Annotated in this window: 14 protein-coding genes; 5 read left to right on the top strand and 9 right to left on the bottom strand. The window is 60.9% G+C overall.

Features of this window, described 5'->3' with window-relative positions:
* Window positions 1–112: 112 nt before the first annotated feature.
* Window positions 113–1,102, bottom strand: a complete 990-nt coding sequence (locus tag ACYYKW_RS12740) for an alpha/beta fold hydrolase (protein WP_464990280.1) — start codon at window positions 1,100–1,102, stop codon at window positions 113–115.
* Window positions 1,103–1,287: 185 nt separating this feature from the next.
* The gene (gene ppsA / locus ACYYKW_RS12745; RefSeq protein WP_093103072.1) at window positions 1,288–3,663 is read right to left on the bottom strand and encodes a phosphoenolpyruvate synthase; all 2,376 of its coding nucleotides are present in this window, start codon (window positions 3,661–3,663) and stop codon (window positions 1,288–1,290) included.
* A gap of 174 nt (window positions 3,664–3,837) precedes the next feature.
* Here ppsA and ppsR point away from each other — a divergent pair, with 174 nt between their 5' ends.
* Window positions 3,838–4,656 carry a posphoenolpyruvate synthetase regulatory kinase/phosphorylase PpsR gene (gene ppsR, locus ACYYKW_RS12750; RefSeq protein ID WP_016773826.1) on the top strand — a complete coding sequence of 273 codons (819 nt, stop codon included), beginning with the start codon at window positions 3,838–3,840 and terminating at the stop codon, window positions 4,654–4,656.
* 132 nt (window positions 4,657–4,788) lie between these two features.
* On the opposite strand, the gene prpD is transcribed toward ppsR, so the two are convergent.
* The 6 genes from prpD to ACYYKW_RS12780 form a co-directional block, all read right to left on the bottom strand.
* Window positions 4,789–6,273 (bottom strand): 2-methylcitrate dehydratase, encoded by a 1,485-nt coding sequence (gene prpD, locus ACYYKW_RS12755; RefSeq protein ID WP_464990281.1) that lies wholly within the window; start codon window positions 6,271–6,273, stop codon window positions 4,789–4,791.
* Between the two features lie 324 nt (window positions 6,274–6,597).
* Window positions 6,598–7,788 (bottom strand): 2-methylaconitate cis-trans isomerase PrpF, encoded by a 1,191-nt coding sequence (prpF, locus tag ACYYKW_RS12760; protein WP_464990282.1) that lies wholly within the window; start codon window positions 7,786–7,788, stop codon window positions 6,598–6,600.
* A gap of 54 nt (window positions 7,789–7,842) precedes the next feature.
* Window positions 7,843–10,437 (bottom strand): Fe/S-dependent 2-methylisocitrate dehydratase AcnD, encoded by a 2,595-nt coding sequence (gene acnD / locus ACYYKW_RS12765; RefSeq protein ID WP_464990283.1) that lies wholly within the window; start codon window positions 10,435–10,437, stop codon window positions 7,843–7,845.
* A 205-nt stretch (window positions 10,438–10,642) separates the two neighbouring features.
* Window positions 10,643–11,770, bottom strand: coding sequence for a bifunctional 2-methylcitrate synthase/citrate synthase (gene prpC, locus ACYYKW_RS12770; RefSeq protein WP_090282543.1), 1,128 nt, complete (start codon window positions 11,768–11,770; stop codon window positions 10,643–10,645).
* 66 nt (window positions 11,771–11,836) lie between these two features.
* A complete protein-coding gene (gene prpB / locus ACYYKW_RS12775) occupies window positions 11,837–12,730 on the bottom strand; it encodes a methylisocitrate lyase (protein WP_434707755.1) in 894 nt (297 codons plus the stop codon).
* Entirely contained in the window at window positions 12,727–13,449 is a 723-nt protein-coding gene (locus tag ACYYKW_RS12780; protein ID WP_464990288.1) for a GntR family transcriptional regulator, read from the bottom strand. The genes prpB and ACYYKW_RS12780 overlap by 4 nt, the downstream gene beginning before the upstream one ends.
* Before the next feature lie 339 nt (window positions 13,450–13,788).
* Here ACYYKW_RS12780 and rloA point away from each other — a divergent pair, with 339 nt between their 5' ends.
* From rloA to pabB, 4 genes are all read left to right on the top strand, one after another.
* The gene (gene rloA / locus ACYYKW_RS12785; protein WP_090282540.1) at window positions 13,789–14,325 is read left to right on the top strand and encodes a retropepsin-like aspartic peptidase RloA; all 537 of its coding nucleotides are present in this window, start codon (window positions 13,789–13,791) and stop codon (window positions 14,323–14,325) included.
* Between the two features lie 5 nt (window positions 14,326–14,330).
* Window positions 14,331–15,866 carry an osmotic stress tolerance membrane protein RloB gene (rloB, locus tag ACYYKW_RS12790; protein ID WP_090282539.1) on the top strand — a complete coding sequence of 512 codons (1,536 nt, stop codon included), beginning with the start codon at window positions 14,331–14,333 and terminating at the stop codon, window positions 15,864–15,866.
* A complete protein-coding gene (locus ACYYKW_RS12795) occupies window positions 15,866–16,852 on the top strand; it encodes an alpha-L-glutamate ligase-like protein (protein WP_336354344.1) in 987 nt (328 codons plus the stop codon). Before rloB ends, ACYYKW_RS12795 begins: the two co-directional genes overlap by 1 nt.
* Window positions 16,853–17,140: 288 nt before the next feature.
* The gene (gene pabB, locus ACYYKW_RS12800; RefSeq protein WP_464990284.1) at window positions 17,141–18,484 is read left to right on the top strand and encodes an aminodeoxychorismate synthase component I; all 1,344 of its coding nucleotides are present in this window, start codon (window positions 17,141–17,143) and stop codon (window positions 18,482–18,484) included.
* A gap of 86 nt (window positions 18,485–18,570) precedes the next feature.
* Here the strand turns inward: pabB and thrH are convergent, their stop codons facing one another.
* Window positions 18,571–19,188 (bottom strand): bifunctional phosphoserine phosphatase/homoserine phosphotransferase ThrH, encoded by a 618-nt coding sequence (thrH, locus tag ACYYKW_RS12805; protein WP_464990285.1) that lies wholly within the window; start codon window positions 19,186–19,188, stop codon window positions 18,571–18,573.
* Window positions 19,189–19,324: the final 136 nt, after the last annotated feature.

Here is a 19,324-nt window from a genome sequence, read left to right on the forward strand (position 1 = left end):
TGAGCGAACCTGAACACAGCCTGAAACGTAATCGCTAAACAGCCACAAAATATGACCAGAACCGCACACTGCGTCATATCTTAGCCGCTAGCCCGGCCGAACGGAACGCCCGTTACACCGCAGCGGCCAGATCTGCCGTCTGCGCCAGCAATGGCGTCTGCTGATCGTTCAGCCAGCGCGCCACCATCGGCCACACTTCGGTCTGCGCCGCTTTGCTCACCAGCATTTCGACATGGCCGAAATTGTTGCTGAAGCCTTGCTCGCGCCCCAGATTAACGAACTGCTTGTGCTTGGAGCCGATCTGCTCGAACAGCTTGCGACAGGCCCATGCCGGGTCCTGATGATCGCCCGCCGCCGTCACCGCCAACACCGGCACCCGAACGTCGGCAAGCCCCGCCCACCAATCCTTGTCCTTGTCGCCAAAGCGGCCGAACAAGCCGTACCAGCGCATGCTTTCGATGGCCAGGCCGATCGGTTCGTCTTCCGGGCCGCGCCGCAGGCGGGATCCGGACAACTGCGCGAAACGCTTGAGAATGAAGCGACTGCCCCACTCCAGCGGCGGAATCTTCAGTGGCCAGTACGTGCGGCTGACCTGCGTGCCGAAAAACGCCGCCGACGCCACCGCCGGTTCGCCGAGATATTCGCCACCCAGCGCCGCAGCCAGTGTGATGCCGCCCAGCGAATGGCCGATCCAGTGCGGAATCTGCCCGCTCTGCTCACGCACGAACGCGGCAATCGCCGGCAGATCGTAACGCGCGTAGTCGGCGACCCGGTTGCGCCGATAGTCCTCGTTACGCTGCGACAGACCGTGGCCGCGCATCTCTGGAATCCACACGTCGAAACCCAGCCGGGTCAGGTACGCGCCCAGGCCCAGACCTTTGGGGGAAAACCAGAAACGTCGATTGGAAAAACTGCCGTGCAGCAGAATCACCGGCACGCCACGCGACACCGAGTCATCGGCCATGCCCAGGCGGGTGACGGCGATTTCCACGGACCAGTCGGGGCTGTTGCCGGGTTTGAGTCGATACACGTCTTCGCTCAGATCACCGCGCCGTTCGGCGCTGATCAGGGCGACAGGAAACAGGTTGCTGCTGCTTTGCATAATGCTCTTGCACAAAAAAGGGCGGCATCTACAAGAGCCCGCCCTACTTCAATCAAAAAGGCCCCTCCCCCTTGTAGGAGTGAGCCTGCTCGCAATGGCGGTGTGTCATTCGAATCAATCTTGACTGTCATGACGCTATCGCGAGCAGGCTCACTCCTACAGGGGAGCGGGCCGTTACATATCCATCAAGCCTGGGCCTGACCTTCAGCGAGGAAGAACCAGGTTTCCAGCACGGTGTCCGGGTTCAGCGACACGCTTTCGATGCCCTGCTCCATCAGCCATTTGGCCAGGTCCGGGTGGTCCGAAGGGCCCTGACCGCAGATACCGATGTACTTGCCGGCCTTGTTGCAAGCCTGGATGGCATTGGCCAGCAACTTCTTGACCGCTGGATTTCGCTCGTCGAACAGGTGCGCGATGATACCGGAGTCGCGGTCCAGGCCCAGGGTCAACTGAGTCAGGTCGTTGGAACCGATCGAGAAGCCGTCGAAGAACTCAAGGAATTCATCGGCCAGAATCGCGTTGGATGGCAATTCGCACATCATGATCACGCGCAAACCGTTGTCGCCACGGGCCAGGCCGTTTTCGGCGAGCAGGTCCACTACCTGGCTGGCTTCGCCAAGCGTACGGACGAACGGCACCATGATTTCGACGTTGGTCAGGCCCATCTCGTTGCGCACACGTTTCAGCGCGCGGCATTCGAGTTCGAAGCAGTCACGGAACGATTCGCTGATGTAACGCGAAGCACCGCGGAAGCCCAGCATCGGGTTTTCTTCTTCCGGCTCGTAGAGCTTGCCGCCGATCAGGTTGGCGTATTCGTTGGACTTGAAATCCGACAGGCGCACGATGACTTTCTTCGGTGCGAACGCCGCAGCCAGAGTACTGATGCCTTCAACCAGTTTTTCAACATAGAAACCGACTGGATCGTCGTAACCGGCGATGCGCTTGTCGACGCTCTCCTTGATTTCCTGCGGCAGACCGTCGTAGTTCAGCAGCGCTTTCGGGTGCACGCCGATCATGCGGTTGATGATGAATTCCAGACGGGCCAGGCCCACACCCGCGTTCGGCAGTTGCGCGAAGTCGAAGGCGCGGTCCGGGTTGCCGACGTTCATCATGATCTTGAACGGCAGCTCCGGCATGGCGTCGACGGAGTTCTTCTTGATGTCGAAGCCCAGTTCGCCTTCGAAGATGTAACCGGTGTCGCCTTCGGCGCAGGACACGGTCACGCCCTGGCCATCCTTCAGCAGTTGGGTGGCGTTGCCGCAACCGACCACGGCCGGAATGCCCAGCTCGCGAGCAATGATCGCCGCGTGGCAGGTACGCCCGCCACGGTTGGTAACGATGGCGCTGGCGCGCTTCATCACCGGTTCCCAGTCCGGGTCGGTCATGTCGGAGACCAGCACGTCGCCCGGCTGGACCTTGTCCATCTCGGAAACGTCTTTGATGATCCGCACCTTGCCGGCGCCGATGCGCTGGCCGATGGCGCGACCTTCTACCAGCACGGTGCCGGTTTCCTTCAGCAGGTAACGTTCCATGACGTTGGCCTGGGTGCGGCTTTTCACGGTTTCCGGACGCGCCTGCACGATGTACAGCTTGCCGTCGTCACCGTCCTTGGCCCACTCGATGTCCATCGGGCAGCCGTAGTGCTTCTCGATGATCATCGCCTGCTTGGCCAGTTCGCTGACTTCAGCGTCGGTCAGGCAGAAACGTGCGCGTTCAGCCTTGTCGACATCGACGGTCTTGACCGAACGACCGGCCTTGGCCTCGTCGCCATAGATCATCTTGATGGCTTTGCTGCCCAGGTTGCGACGCAGGATCGCCGGACGACCGGCCTCCAGCGTGCCTTTATGTACGTAGAACTCATCCGGGTTGACCGCGCCTTGTACGACGGTTTCGCCCAGGCCGTAGGCGCCGGTGATGAACACCACGTCACGGAAGCCGGATTCGGTATCGAGAGTGAACATCACGCCAGCGGTGCCGGTTTCCGAACGCACCATGCGCTGCACGCCCGCCGACAGGGCAACCAGTTTGTGGTCGAAGCCCTGATGCACGCGGTAGGAAATCGCCCGGTCGTTGAACAGCGAAGCGAACACCTCTTTGGCGGCGCGGATGACGTTTTCCACACCACGGATGTTCAGGAAGGTTTCCTGCTGACCGGCGAAGGACGCGTCCGGCAAGTCTTCGGCGGTGGCGGAAGACCGCACGGCCACGGCGACATCAGGATTGCCGGCCGACAATGCGGCGAACGCGGTGCGGATCTCGGCGTTGAGTTTTTCAGGGAATTCGGCGTCCATGATCCATTGACGGATCTGCGCGCCGGTCTTGGCCAGGGCATTGACGTCGTCGACGTCGAGCGCGTCGAGGGCCTTGTGGATCTGCTCGTTCAGGCCGCTCAGTTCGAGGAAGTCACGATAGGCCTGAGCCGTCGTGGCGAAGCCGCCGGGGACCGAAACACCGGCGCCTGCCAGGTTACTGATCATCTCGCCCAGGGATGCGTTCTTGCCCCCCACATGCTCAACATCGTGTTTGCCGAGCTTATCGAGGGAAACTACGTACTCTACCAAGGTGATCTCTCCACTAACTGTGTTGGAAAAGCTCAGAAGCCGGCGGCCCGGGGGAGCCTTGGCCGGCTGTATGGCCTGGACCTGGAAAATAAGTGAGAATGCGGGCCAATCGCGGCCGACAAATCGCGCCTATCATATCCAAGAGCGTCAATTAACTTAAGGCCCTAGGTGCAAATGAAACGATCCGCTTTCTTCATCTCCGATGGCACCGGCATCACTGCCGAAACCCTGGGTCAAAGTCTTCTGGCGCAGTTCGAAAACATTACCTTCAGCAAGTTCACGCGGCCGTACATCGACAGCGTTGAAAAAGCGCGGGCCATGGTACAACAAATCAACAAAGCCGCTGAAACCGACGGCTTTCGGCCGATCATCTTCGACACCATCGTCAATCAGGACATTCGTGAGATTCTCGCAACGTCCAATGGTTTCATGATCGACATTTTCTCGACCTTCCTCGCCCCGCTCGAACAGGAGCTGACCGAGCATTCGTCGTACACCGTCGGCAAATCGCATTCGATCGGGCACAACTCCAACTACATGGAGCGCATCGAGGCGGTGAACTTCGCCCTCGACAACGACGACGGCGCCCGCACCCACTATTACGACAAAGCCGATCTGATACTAGTCGGCGTGTCGCGATGCGGCAAAACGCCGACGTGTTTGTACATGGCAATGCAGTTCGGCATCCGCGCGGCCAACTATCCGTTGACCGAAGACGACATGGAGCGCCTGACTCTGCCGACCGCCCTGCGCGCCCATCAGCACAAGCTGTTCGGCCTGACCATCGACCCGGACCGCCTCACCGCCATCCGCAACGAGCGCAAGCCCAACAGCCGCTATTCGAGCTACGCCCAGTGCGAATTCGAAGTGCGCGAGGTGGAAAACCTGTTCCGCCGCGAGAACATCCCGCACATCAATTCCACGCATTTTTCCGTGGAAGAAATTTCCGCGAAGATCCTGGTGGAGAAAGGGGTTGAGCGGCGGTTCAAGTAGTTTGCGGTGCCTGATCTGACGCCTTCGCGGGCAAGCCCGCTCCCACAGGTTCTGAAGGCGTTCACAATTTTTGCGTTCATCACAAAACCCTGTGGGAGCGGGCTTGCCCGCGATGAACGATAACGCGGTCTGTCAGATCACGAACAGGTCGATGAATCGATTCACCGGCGTGCTTTCCAGCCGCGCCTGATCCTTGCACAAGGCAACAATTTCCGCGCAACGCTGCCCGGCAAAACGCGTCGCCAGGTTGGCCTTGAACTTGTCCTCCAGCAATGGAATGCCTTCAGCCCGGCGGCGCCGATGGCCGATCGGGTATTCCACCAGCACGTTGTCGGTACTGCTGCCGTCCTTGAAAAACACCTGCACGGCATTGGCAATCGAGCGCTTGTCGGGCTCGAGATATTCGCGGCTGAAACGCGGCTCTTCAACAATGACCATTTTCTCGCGCAGTACATCAATGATCGGATGCGCTCGATGAAAATCGTCTTCGTACTGCTCGGCGACCAGATTGCCGAACGCCAGCGGCACCGCAGTCATGTACTGCAGGCAATGATCGCGGTCGGCGGCATTGGCCAGCGGTCCGACCTTGGAGATGATACGAATCGCCGACTCATGGGTGGTGATGACGATCCGGTCGATTTCGTGCAGACGATTGCGCACCTGCGGGTGCAGGGCCACCGCCGCTTCGCAGGCGGTTTGTGCGTGGAATTCGGCAGGAAAACTGATTTTGAACAGCACGTTTTCCATCACATAACTGCCGAACGGTCGGGAAAAACTGAAGGCGCGTTTGTCATCGGGTTTCAGCGCCAGATCATTGTTGGTATGGCTGAACGACACGTCGTAAAAGCCCCACTGTTTTGCGCTCAAAACACCGGGAATACCCATCTCGCCGCGCATGGCGATATCCGCCAGACGCACACCACGACTCGCCGCATCGCCCGCCGCCCAGGATTTGCGCGAACCGGCGTTGGGCGCGTGACGGTAGGTGCGCAATGCCTGACCATCGGCAAAAGCATGCGACAGCGCTGACAGCAATTGCTCGCGATGGGCACCCATGAGTCGGGCGCTGACGGCGGTCGAGGCGACCTTGACCAGCATCACGTGGTCGAGGCCGACGCGATTGAAAGAGTTTTCCAGAGCGATCACGCCTTGAATTTCATGAGCCATGATCATCGCTTCGAGCACGTCGCGAATGGTCAGCGGTACGTCTCCGTTGGCGATGCGTTTCTGCGACAAGTGATCGGCGACTGCCAGAATGGCGCCAAGGTTGTCCGACGGATGGCCCCACTCGGCAGCGAGCCAGGTGTCGTTGTAATCCAGCCAGCGAACGATGCAGCCGATGTCCCACGCGGCTTTCACCGGATCGAGGCGGTAGCTGGTGCCGGGCACTCGCGCACCGAAAGGCACAACCGTGCCCTCGACGATCGGGCCAAGGTGCTTGGTGCATTCGGGAAACCGCAGCGCCAGCAGGCCGCAGCCCAACGTGTCCATCAGGCAGTTGCGGGCGGTGTCCAGGGCTTCGGCGGAGGGGGTTTTGAAGGTCAGGACGTAATCGGCGATGGCCTGCAGGACATCGTCGTAGTCGGGGCGGTTGTTCAGGTCGACATTGGCGCTCATGGTTGTTTTCCTGTTCTGAATGTGAGTTGTGGGTCTTCCTCAAAGGCTTGGCGGGTTATGGTCGGGTGGTGTCTGGTTATTGTTGTTGTGTCAGAAGGTAGCCCCTCACCCTAGCCCTCTCCCGAGGGAGAGGGGACCGATCGGGGGATGCTATGGAGGCTCACCGACCTGAAAGCACGTCGCTGAATCCAGAATCACAGGCGTCGAACGCTTCGCTCAATCCATAGTCGACTCGATCTCTCAGGTCGAGGTATGACGCAAGACACCTCGGTCGGCCCCCTCTCCCTTTGGGAGAGGGCTGGGGTGAGGGTAAAAAATCCCGGGTCAGAAAGAATCGCCGGGCACGCGCACGCAGCCTTCCATCAGAACCCGCGCACTGCGGCTCATGATGGCTTTCTTCACCACCCACTCGCCGTTTTCCAGACTGGCCTCGGCACCGACGCGCAACGTGCCGGACGGATGACCAAAGCGCACGGCGTTGCGCTCGGTACCGCCAGCGGCGAGGTTGACCAGCGTGCCGGGAATCGCCGCTGCCGTGCCGATCGCCACCGCTGCGGTGCCCATCATCGCGTGGTGCAGCTTGCCCATCGACAGCGCGCGCACCAGCAGATCAACGTCGCCAGCGTTAACGGCGTTGCCGCTGGACGCGACGTAGTCCGCGGGTTTGGCGACAAACGCCACTTTCGGCGTGTGCTGCCGTTTCGCCGCTTCCTCGATGTTGGCGATCAGGCCCATGCGCAGCGCGCCATACGCGCGAATCGTCTCGAACATCAGCAACGCTTTCGGATCGCCGTTGATCGCGCCTTGCAGCTCGGTGCCGGTGTAGCCGATGTCTTCGGCGTTGACGAAAATCGTCGGAATGCCGGCATTGATCAGCGTCGCCTTGAACGTACCCACGCCCGGCACTTCCAGGTCGTCGACCAGATGACCGGTGGGGAACATCGAGCCGCCGCCGCCCTCTTCTTCCGCCGCCGGGTCCATGAACTCCACCTGCACTTCAGCAGCGGGAAAGGTCACGCCATCGAGTTCGAAGTCACCGGTTTCCTGCACTTCGCCATCGGTGATCGGCACATGGGCAATGATCGTTTTGCCGATGTTGGCCTGCCACACGCGCACCACCGCGACACCGTTGTGCGGGACGCGGCTGGCGTCGACCAGACCGTTGCTGATGGCAAACGAACCGACCGCCGCCGAGAGGTTGCCGCAATTGCCGCTCCAATCCACAAACGGCTTGTCGATCGAGACCTGACCGAACAGGTAGTCGACATCGTGATCGGTGCGGGTGCTTTTCGACAGGATCACGGTTTTGCTGGTGCTTGAAGTGGCGCCACCCATGCCGTCGATCTGCTTGTCGTAGGGGTCGGGGCTGCCGATTACCCGCAGCAATAGAGCATCGCGGGCCGGGCCTGGAACCTGCGCGGCTTCGGGCAGATCCTTGAGGCTGAAGAACACGCCTTTGCTGGTGCCGCCGCGCATGTAGGTGGCGGGGATCTTGATTTGTGGTGCGTGAGCCATATTGCTCCTTACCGAAAGCACGGGACTGGAAATCCCATGCCCACATCAGTTGATTTAAACGGCAACCGCCGACTCTTCAAGGAAGTCCTGAGCGAAACGCTGCAACACGCCGCCGGCCTCGTAGATCGACACTTCCTCAGCGGTATCCAGACGGCAGGTCACCGGCACTTCCACCCGCTCGCCGTTTTTGCGATTGATCACCAGCGTCAGATCCGCGCGCGGTTTGCGCTCGCCGATCACGTCATAGGTTTCGCTGCCATCGATCGCCAGCGTGTGGCGGTTGGTGCCCGGTTTGAACTCCAGTGGCAGCACGCCCATGCCCACCAGGTTGGTGCGGTGGATGCGCTCAAAGCCTTCGGCGGCAATCGCCTCGACACCGGCCAGCCGCACGCCCTTGGCCGCCCAGTCACGGGACGAGCCCTGACCGTAATCGGCGCCGGCGATGATGATCAGCGGCTGCTTGCGCTGCATGTAGGTTTCGATGGCTTCCCACATGCGCATCACGTTGCCTTCCGGCTCGACGCGGGCCAGCGAACCCTGTTTGACCTGGCCGTTTTCCACGACCATTTCGTTGAACAGTTTAGGGTTGGCAAACGTTGCGCGCTGCGCGGTCAAGTGGTCGCCACGGTGAGTGGCGTAAGAGTTGAAGTCCTCTTCCGGCAGGCCCATTTTCGCCAGGTATTCGCCGGCGGCGCTGTCGAGCATGATCGCGTTGGACGGCGACAGGTGATCGGTGGTGATGTTGTCCGGTAGCACCGCCAGCGGGCGCATGCCTTTAAGCGGACGCGCGCCGGCCAGTGCGCCTTCCCAGTACGGCGGACGGCGAATGTAGGTGCTCATCTCGCGCCATTCGTACAGCGGCGCGACTTTCGGGCCGGTGTCTTCGTGGACGGCGAACATCGGGATGTAGACCTGACGGAACTGCTCCGGTTTGACCGAAGATTTCACCACCGCATCGATTTCTTCGTCGCTCGGCCAGATGTCTTTCAGGCGGATTTCTCGGCCGTCGACCACGCCCAGCACATCCTTTTCGATATCGAAGCGGATGGTCCCAGCGATGGCGTAAGCGACCACCAGCGGCGGCGAAGCGAGGAATGCCTGCTTGGCGTACGGGTGAATGCGCCCGTCGAAGTTACGGTTGCCGGAAAGCACGGCGGTCGCATACAGATCGCGGTCGATGATCTCTTGCTGAATCACCGGATCGAGCGCACCGGACATGCCGTTGCAGGTGGTGCAGGCAAAGGCGACCACGCCGAAACCGAGCTGCTCCAGTTCAGTGGTCAGCCCGGCTTCGTCGAGGTACAGCGCTACGGTTTTAGAGCCCGGCGCCAGCGAGGATTTCACCCACGGCTTGCGGGTCAGGCCGAGCTGGTTGGCGTTGCGTGCGAGCAGGCCCGCAGCGATGACGTTGCGCGGGTTGCTGGTGTTGGTGCAACTGGTGATGGCGGCGATGATCACCGCGCCGTCGGGCATTTGCCCCGGCACCTCATCCCACTGCCCGGAAATGCCCTTGGCGGCCAGGTCCGACACCGCAACGCGCGCGTGCGGGTTGCTCGGGCCGGCCATGTTGCGCACCACCGACGACAGATCGAAGGTCAGACCACGCTCGTATTGCGCGCCTTTCAGGCTGTCGGCCCACAGTCCAGTCAGCTTGGCGTACTGCTCGACCAGTTGTACCTGCTGGTCTTCACGGCCAGTGAGTTTCAGGTAATCGATGGTCTGCTGGTCGATGTAGAACATCGCCGCAGTGGCGCCATATTCCGGGGCCATGTTGGAGATGGTCGCGCGGTCGCCGAGGGTCAGCGCCGCGGCGCCTTCGCCGAAGAACTCCAGCCAGGCACCGACGACTTTCTGTTTGCGCAGGTATTCGGTCAGCGCCAGGACCATGTCGGTGGCGGTGATGCCCGGTTGCAGCTTGCCGGTCAATTCGACGCCAACGCTTTCCGGCAGGCGCATCCACGAGGCGCGGCCGAGCATCACGCTTTCGGCTTCGAGACCGCCGACGCCGATGGCGATCACGCCCAGGGCATCGACGTGCGGGGTGTGGCTGTCGGTGCCAACGCAGGTGTCGGGAAACGCCACGCCGTCACGCACCTGAATCACTGGGGACATTTTCTCCAGGTTGATCTGGTGCATGATGCCGTTGCCCGGCGGGATCACATCAACGTTCTTGAAGGCCTTTTTGGTCCAGTTGATGAAGTGGAAACGGTCTTCGTTGCGACGGTCTTCGATGGCGCGGTTCTTTTCGAACGCCTGAGCATCGAAACCGCCCGCCTCGACGGCCAGCGAGTGGTCGACGATCAGTTGCGTCGGCACTACCGGGTTGACCTGCGCCGGGTCACCACCCTGCAAAGCAATGGCGTCGCGCAGACCGGCGAGATCGACCAGTGCGGTCTGGCCGAGAATGTCATGGCAGACCACCCGCGCCGGAAACCACGGGAAGTCAAGGTCGCGCTTGCGTTCGATCAGTTGCTTGAGCGAATCGGTCAGCGTGCCCGGATCGCAGCGCCGCACGAGGTTTTCCGCGAGCACGCGCGAGGTGTACGGCAGCGTGTCATAGCTGCCGGACTGGATCGCCTCGACCGCCGCACGGGCGTCGAAGTAATCCAGCGGACTGCCGGGCAGGGTTTTACGAAATTGTGTGTTCATCGGGTCAGGACTCGGGTCACGGTGGTTTCAAGGCTGAGGCCAGACACCGACCTTGCAATTCACACGGCACCCTGTGGGAGCTGGCTTGCCAGCGATAGCGGTGAGCTAGTCGACATCAATGGTGCATGTGACTCGGTCATCGCTGGCAAGCCAGCTCCCACAGGGTTTCAAGTGAACTTCAAGTTCGGTGTTCGGCCCTCCCCGGTCAGCGACGTTCGATTGGCACGAACTTGCGCTGTTCGACGCCGGTGTACTCGGCGCTTGGGCGGATGATGCGGTTGTTGGCGCGCTGTTCGAACACGTGCGCGGCCCAGCCGGTCAGGCGCGAGCAGACGAAGATCGGTGTGAACAGCTTGGTCGGAATGCCCATGAAGTGGTACGCCGAGGCGTGGTAAAAATCGGCATTCGGGAACAGTTTCTTCTGCTCCCACATGGTCTTGTCGATGGCTTCGGAAACCGGGAACAGCACCTTGTCGCCGACTTCGTCCGCGAGTTTTTTCGACCAGCCCTTGATCACCTCGTTGCGCGGGTCGCTGTCCTTATAGATCGCGTGGCCGAAGCCCATGATCTTGTCCTTGCGCTCGAGCATGCCGAGGGTGCCTTTGACCGCCTCTTCCGGCGACGAAAAGCGCTCGATCATCTCCATTGCCGCTTCGTTGGCGCCGCCGTGCAACGGGCCGCGCAGCGAACCGATCGCCGCGGTGACGCAGGAATACAGATCGGACAGGGTCGAGGCGCACACGCGGGCGGTGAAGGTCGAGGCGTTGAATTCGTGCTCGGCGTAGAGGATCAACGAGACGTTCATCACTTTGACGTGCAACTCGCTTGGCTTCTTGCCGTGCAGCAGGTGCAGGAAGTGGCCGCCAATGGTTGGCTCGTCACTGACGCAATCGATGCGTTTGCCGTCGTGGCTGAAGCGATACCAGTAGCACATGATCCCCGGGAACGCGGCGAGCAGGCGGTCAGTCTTGTCACGCTGTTCGGAGAAGTCTTTCTCCGGTTCGATGTTGCCGAGGAACGAGCAACCGGTGCGCATCACGTCCATCGGATGGGCGTCGGCCGGGATGCGTTCGAGCACTTCCTTCAAGGCTTGCGGCAGGTCGCGCAGTTTGCTGAGCTTTTGCTGGTAATCGGCGAGTTGCGCCTGGGTCGGCAGTTCGCCGTACAGCAGCAGGTAGGCGACTTCTTCAAATTGCGCGTCGGCGGCCAGTTCACGCACGTCGTAGCCGCGATAGGTCAGCCCGGCACCGGCCTGGCCCACGGTGGACAGCGCGGTCTGCCCGGCCACCTGGCCACGGAGCCCGGCGCCACTGAGTACTTTTGCTTCGGCCATTGTTGTCTCCAGTCTTTTTGAATTTGTAGGGGAAACAGGTGGGAGCAGGCCCCCACAGGGTTTTGATCAGCCTTTCTTTTGTGCAAACAACGCATCGAGCTTCTGCTCGAACGTGTGGTAGTCGATGCGATCGTACAGCTCCATGCGAGTCTGCATGGTGTCGATGACATTCTGTTGCGTGCCGTCGCGGCGGATCGCGGTGTAGACATTTTCCGCAGCCTTGTTCATCGCGCGGAACGCCGACAGTGGATAGAGCACCAGCGATACGTCGGCAGCGGCCAGTTGCTCGGTGGTGTACAGCGGCGTCGCGCCAAATTCGGTGATGTTGGCCAGGATCGGCGCTTTCACGCGGTTGGCGAATAGCTTGTACATGTCCAGTTCGGTGATGGCTTCGGGGAAAATCATGTCGGCACCGGCCTCGATGCACGCCGCTGCGCGATCAAGTGCCGATTCCAGCCCTTCCACCGCCAGCGCATCGGTGCGCGCCATGATCACGAAGCTGTCGTCGGTGCGCGCATCGACCGCGGCTTTGATGCGGTCGACCATTTCCTGCTGGCTGACAATCTCTTTGTTCGGCCGATGACCGCAGCGCTTGGCGCCGACTTGATCCTCGATGTGAATCGCCGCCGCGCCGAACTTGCTCATCGACTTGACGGTACGCGCGACGTTGAACGCCGACGAGCCGAAACCAGTGTCCACATCCACCAGCAGCGGCAGATCGCAGACGTCGGTGATGCGCCGCACGTCGGTGAGCACGTCATCCAGACCGGTGATGCCCAGATCCGGCACGCCGAGCGAACCGGCGGCCACTCCGCCACCGGACAGGTAGATCGCCTTGAAACCGGCGCGCTTGGCCAGCAGCGCGTGGTTGGCGTTGATCGCGCCGACCACTTGCAAAGGGTGCTCGCTGGCGACCGCATCGCGGAAACGCTGGCCGGGAGTGTTCGGGTTGGAACTCATGACTCACCTCGTTCAGTGGCTGTCTGGTTATGGGCGCCGTTCTGGTAATGACGGGCAATGTTGCGTTTCGAGGCGCCGATGTGGCGGCGCATCAACAATTCGGCGAGCTCGCCGTCACGGTCGGCGATGGCATCGAGAATCCGGTGGTGTTCGGCAAAGGCCTGACGCGGGCGGTTCGGCGTGGTGGAAAACTGGATGCGGTACATGCGCACCAGTTGGTACAACTCGCCGCAGAGCATTTGCGTCAGCGTGCGGTTGCCGCTGCCCTGGATGATCCGGTAATGGAAATCGAAATCGCCTTCCTGCTGGTAATAACCGACGCCGGCCTGGAACGCCGCGTCGCGCTCGTGGGTTTCCAGCACCCGGCGCAGTTCGTCGATTTCTTCGACGCTCATGCGCTCGGCGGCGAGCCGGCAGGCCATGCCTTCAAGGGATTCGCGGATTTCATAGAGTTCGAGCAGTTCGGCGTGGCTGAGCGACACTACCCGCGCGCCGACATGCGGCACCCGCACCAGCAGGCGCTGGCCTTCGAGGCGATGGATCGCCTCACGCAACGGCCCGCGACTGATGCCGTAGGTGCGCGCCAGCTCCGGCTCGGAGATCTTGCTGCCCGGCGCGATCTCGCCTTTGACGATGGCCGCCTGAATGCGCCGGAAGACGTTCTCCGAGAGCGTTTCCGAATCGTCGCCGCTGATGACCGGGGGATCGAGTTGATCCAGCATGATTGTCGACACCTTTAAATCCAATGCGGCAAAAACTAGCCAATCTGGCGCCATACGTCAAAGGATAAATATGGATTGTCGACAATCGTCTAATAACCCAATTAATAGAACGCTTCGATACCTGTGGAAGCGAGCCTGCTCGCTCCCACAGGGGAACCTCTCAGGGTTATGGACCGGCGTGGGCGCTGGCGCCATAAAACCACCGTGCTAGAATGCCGCCCGCATTTGCTGGCCATTTGTACGGCTTGTCATAAAAAGCTGCCAGGCACACGAAAGGTCTTGGGCAACTACTGCCAAAGGCCTGAACCGACCACGGAACGCTGCGCACCAGGATTTATGAGACTCAAGCCTTATCCCGCCTTTTTTGCCCTTTTCTGCCTGCCCGGCCTCGCCGCCGCGGGGGAAAAAACCGTGTACGGCCTCAACGAATATGCTTCGCTTGACGGCATCAATCTCGAAGTCGCGGCCAAACTCGACACCGGCGCGAAAACCGCCTCGCTGAGTGCCCGCGACATCAAACGCTTCAAACGCAACGGTGAATCCTGGGTACGTTTCTACCTGGCGATCGATGCCGCGCATTCGCACCCGATCGAACGGCCGCTGGCGCGGGTCAGCAAGATCAAGCGCCGCGCCGGCGACTACGACCCGGAAGAAGGCAAGAAGTACACCGCCCGTCCGGTGATCGAGCTGGATATCTGCATGGGTTCGGCAATGCGCAGCATCGAAGTGAACCTGACCGACCGAAGTGCGTTCCAATATCCGCTTTTGATCGGCTCCGAAGCGCTGAAACGCTTCGACGCGCTGGTCGACCCCAGTCTTAAATACGCTGCCGGCAAACCCGCCTGCACCATCGCCGCTCATACCGCCGAGTAATTTCCATGCGTTCTCTAACCTTCCACCTGAAAATCCTGATCGCCGTTCTGGTGCTGCTGGGCGTTTCGGTTACGGCCTATCAGATTTTCGTGCTCGGCATTCCGGTGACCGAAGACGCCACCGACGACTTGTGGAACATCGACGCCAAGGTCGAGTTCGTCGCCAGCACCAAGGATCCGGTGAAGATCCAGATGTTCGTGCCGCCGCTGAGCCGCGATTACGTCAGCCTCAACGAGAGCTTCATCTCCAATAATTACGGGGTTGCGGTCAACCGCGTCGACGGCAACCGCAAGGTGACCTGGTCGGCCCGCCGCGCCAAAGGCAATCAAACGCTGTATTACCGCCTGGTCCTGACCAAGCGTTACACCGCGGAAAAATCCAAGGTCAAAGGCCCGACGTTCCGTGACAGCATGGTCATCGAAGGCCCGGAAAAGATCGCTGCCGAAGCCCTGCTCGCGCCGATCCGCCAGCACTCGGCCGACGTCGAAACGTTCATCGGCGAAGCGATCAAACGCGTCAACAATCTCAATGACGACAATGTGAAGCTGCTGCTGGCCGGCGATCCATCGACCGCGCACAAAGCCAAAATCGTCGAGCTGCTGCTGTCCATCGCCCACGTGCCGGTGGAAAAAGTCCACACCATCCGCCTCGTCGCCGACCAGCCGCAAATGCCTGAATTGTGGCTGCGCAGCTTCAACGGCAACGACTGGCTGTACTTCAACCCGGAAACCGGCGAGCAAGGTCTGCCGACCGACCGCCTGCTGTGGTGGACCGGCGATGAGAACCTGATCACCGTCGACGGCGGCAAGAAAGCCAACGTGACCTTCAGCCTGAACAACAGCGAGATGAACGCGATTCGCCTGGCCAAGCTGACCGACGAAAACACCGACGCCAACTTCCTCGAATACTCGCTGTACGGCTTGCCGCTGCAGACCCAGCAGACGTTCATGATCATGGTGATGATCCCGATCGGCGTGCTGGTGATCCTCATCCTGCGCAACCTGATCGGCCTGCAGACCCTCGGCACGTTCACGCCGGTACTGATCGCCCTCGCCTTCCGCGAAACGCAACTGGGCTTCGGCATTCTGCTGTTCACGGTGATTACCGCGCTGGGGCTGTCGCTGCGCTCGTATCTGGAACACCTGAAGCTGCAAATGCTGCCGCGCCTGTCGGTGGTGCTGACGTTTGTCGTGGTGTTGATCGCGGCGATCAGTCTGTTCAGCCATAAACTGGGTCTGGAACGGGGCCTGTCGGTGGCGCTGTTCCCAATGGTGATTTTGACCATGACCATTGAACGTCTGTCGATCACCTGGGAAGAACGCGGTGCCAACCATGCGCTGAAAGTGGCGATCGGCACGCTGTTCGCCGCCTCCCTGGCGCACCTGATCATGACCGTGCCGGAGCTGGTGTACTTCGTGTTTACCTTCCCGGCGATCCTGCTGATTCTGGTCGGCTTCATGCTGGCGATGGGTCGTTATCGCGGCTACCGCCTGACCGAGCTGGTGCGTTTCAAGGCTTTCCTGAAGAAGGCTGACGCCTGATGTTCGGTTTCTGGAAAACCTGGAAGGCCCTCGAGGCACGCGGCATCATGGGCATCAATCGGCGTAACGCCGACTACGTGCTCAAGTACAACAAGCGCAGCCTCTACCCGATCGTCGACGACAAGATCCTCACCAAGGAGCGCGCCATCGCCGCCGGCATCCATGTGCCGGAGCTGTACGGGGTGATCTCCACCGAGAAGGAAATCGACAAGCTCGACGAGATCATCGGCGGGCGCAGCGACTTCGTGATCAAACCAGCCCAGGGCGCGGGTGGCGACGGCATCATCGTCATCGCCGACCGTTTCGAGGGCCGGTATCGTACGGTGTCGGGCAAGATCCTTGCCCACGAAGAGCTCGAGCACCACATTTCGAGCATCCTCACCGGCCTGTACTCGCTGGGCGGCCACCGTGACCGCGCGCTGATCGAATACCGCGTCACGCCGGACCAGATCTTCAAAAGCATCAGTTACGAAGGCGTGCCGGACATCCGCATCATCGTGCTGATGGGCTACCCGGTGATGGCCATGCTGCGCCTGCCAACCCGCCAGTCCGGCGGCAAGGCCAACCTGCACCAGGGCGCGATCGGCGTCGGTGTCGATTTGGCGACCGGCCTGACTCTGCGCGGCACCTGGCTGAACAACATCATCACCAAACACCCCGACACCACCAACGCGGTGGACGGTGTGCAACTGCCCTACTGGGACGGTTTCATGAAACTCGCCGCCGGCTGCTATGAGTTGTGCGGGCTGGGTTATATCGGCGTGGACATGGTGCTGGACCAGGAAAAGGGCCCGCTGATTCTTGAGCTGAATGCACGGCCGGGGCTGAACATCCAGATCGCCAATGATTGCGGGCTGACCTTGCGTACCCATGCGGTGGAAGCTCGGCTGGAAGAGCTGAAGGCGCGCGGCGTGGTGGAGTCGGTTGAAGAGCGGGTGGCGTTTACCCAGGAGATGTTTGGGCATATTCCGGCGGTCGAGGGCTGACAAGCCTAAAAGCCAAGGTCAAAGTCAAAGTCAAAAGCCCCTCATCGGAACGCCGCCCGCCTAGCCCTCTCCCGGAGGGAGAGGGGACTGGCCGTGGTGGGTGTGAGAGATACGCCGACCTGCAATATCGAGTCGAACTCAGGCTTTGAATAGCATGAAGATCGGCTCCCTTTTCCCCTCGCCCCCTTGGGGGAGAGGGCTGGGGTGAGGGGGAGGCTTTTGACTTTGATCTGGCAGCGCAGAGGACTACAATCCCCACCCCGCCGCCACGGCCGATCTACCCCGCCCATGTTGACCTGCTCCGTACACCCACTGCCCTACCGTGCCAATCCCGCCGACTACTTCACGGCCATCCGCAACGCGCCCGGTGCCGTGCTGCTCGACAGCGGCCGGCCGAGTGCCGAGCGTGGCCGCTTCGATTTGCTCAGCGCCTGGCCGCTGGAACAATTGGCGGTGTTGCCGGATGAAAGCGGTGCGCATTTTCTGCAGCGCCTGCGCGATAACCTCGACCGCTTGGGCGAGGCTGATTTGCCAGCGGGTTGCGAGTTGCCATTCGCCGGCGGTCTGATCGGTTACCTGAGCTACGACTTCGGTCGGCATCTGGAACACCTGCCAAATCAGGCCCAGGATGATCTGCAGTTGCCGGATGCGCGCTTCGGATTGTACGACTGGGCGTTGATCAGCGATCACCAGGCTCAAACCAGCCAATTGGTCTTTCACCCGTCCCTTGCCGACAGTGAACAGCAGCGCCTGATCAGATTGTTCACCCAGCCGGTGGTGAGCGCGTTGATCCCGTTCAAACTCAACCAGCCGATGACCGCCGACCTCTCGGCCGACGATTACCGTCAGGCGTTCGAGCGCATTCAGCAGTACATCCAGGCCGGCGACTGCTACCAGGTCAACTTCGCCCAGCGCTTTCGCGCGTCGTGCCAGGGTGATCCATGGCTGGCTTACTGCAAATTGCGCGAAGCCTGCCCGACACCGTTCTCCGGTTTCCAGAGCCTGGCCGATGGCGGCGCGGTGTTGAGCCTGTCACCGGAACGTTTCGTCAAAGTCAGCCAGCGTCAGGTCGAAACCCGCCCGATCAAAGGCACTCGCCCTCGCGGCCTGACGCCTGCCGAAGACGCCGCAAACGCCGCCGAACTGCTGGCCAGCCCCAAGGATCGTGCGGAAAACCTGATGATCGTCGACCTGCTGCGCAACGATCTCGGCCGCACCTGTCGCATCGGCTCGGTGCGAGTGCCAGAGCTGTTCAGCCTGGAAAGCTATCCGAATGTGCATCATCTGGTCAGCAGCGTGACCGGTGAACTGGCAGAGGATCGCGACGCACTGGACCTGATCGCCGGCAGCTTCCCCGGCGGCTCGATCACTGGCGCCCCGAAGATTCGTGCGATGCAGATCATCGACGAACTGGAGCCGACGCGGCGCGGCCTGTATTGCGGGTCGTTGCTGTATCTGGACGTGCGCGGCGAGATGGACAGCTCCATCGCCATTCGCAGTCTGTTGGTCAAGGATGGACAGGTGTGCTGCTGGGGCGGCGGCGGGATCGTCGCCGATTCGGACTGGCAGGCAGAGTATCAGGAGTCGATTACCAAGGTCCGGATTCTCCTCGATACCCTGCAGAACCTTTAAAAGCATCGCGAGCAGGCTCGCTCCCACATTTGGAATACATTTCCCCGTGGGAGCGAGCCTGCTCGCGAAAGCGCCCTCCCAAACGACTACAAGCTTAACTCTCTGTTAGAAGCCTTGAGAAATTCCTGCTTCAGCTCGGCAAATGTATGCACCGCCGGAAATTGTGGAAACTCGCGAATCACATTCTCCGGCGCATGAAACAGAATCCCGGCATCCGCCTCGCCCAGCATGCTCGTGTCGTTGTACGAATCCCCCGCCGCGATCACCCGGTAGTACAAGCTCTTGAACGCCAGCACCGACTGGCGCTTGGGATCTTTCTGACGCAACTGATAGCTGGTCACACGCCCGGTTTCGTCAGTAATCAGCCGATGGCAAAGCAGCGTCGGGAAACCGAGCTGGCGCATCAACGGCTGAGAGAACTCGTAGAACGTGTCCGACAGAATCACCACCTGAAAGCGCTCGCGCAGCCAGTCGACGAACTCCACCGCGCCGTCCAGCGGCTTGAGCGTGGCGATCACTTCCTGGATGTCCGACAGTTTCAGGCCGTGCTCATCGAGGATGCGCAAACGCTGCTTCATCAGCACGTCGTAGTCGGGAATGTCCCGGGTGGTGGCCTTGAGCGAGTCGATGCCGGTTTTCTCAGCAAACGCGATCCAGATTTCCGGTACCAGTACCCCTTCAAGATCCAGGCAAGCAATTTCCACAAGACACTCCCGTTTGTAGTGATTATTGAGTCGAGCGAGGCCGAACTCTAGCGACTCGACTGCCGACGCGCAACGCACGGCACGCCCCCGAGCCTTGCTGCTTTTTGTTACCATCGGTGCCATATAGAGCGCCCAG

Source organism: Pseudomonas sp. 15C (assembly GCF_055484735.1).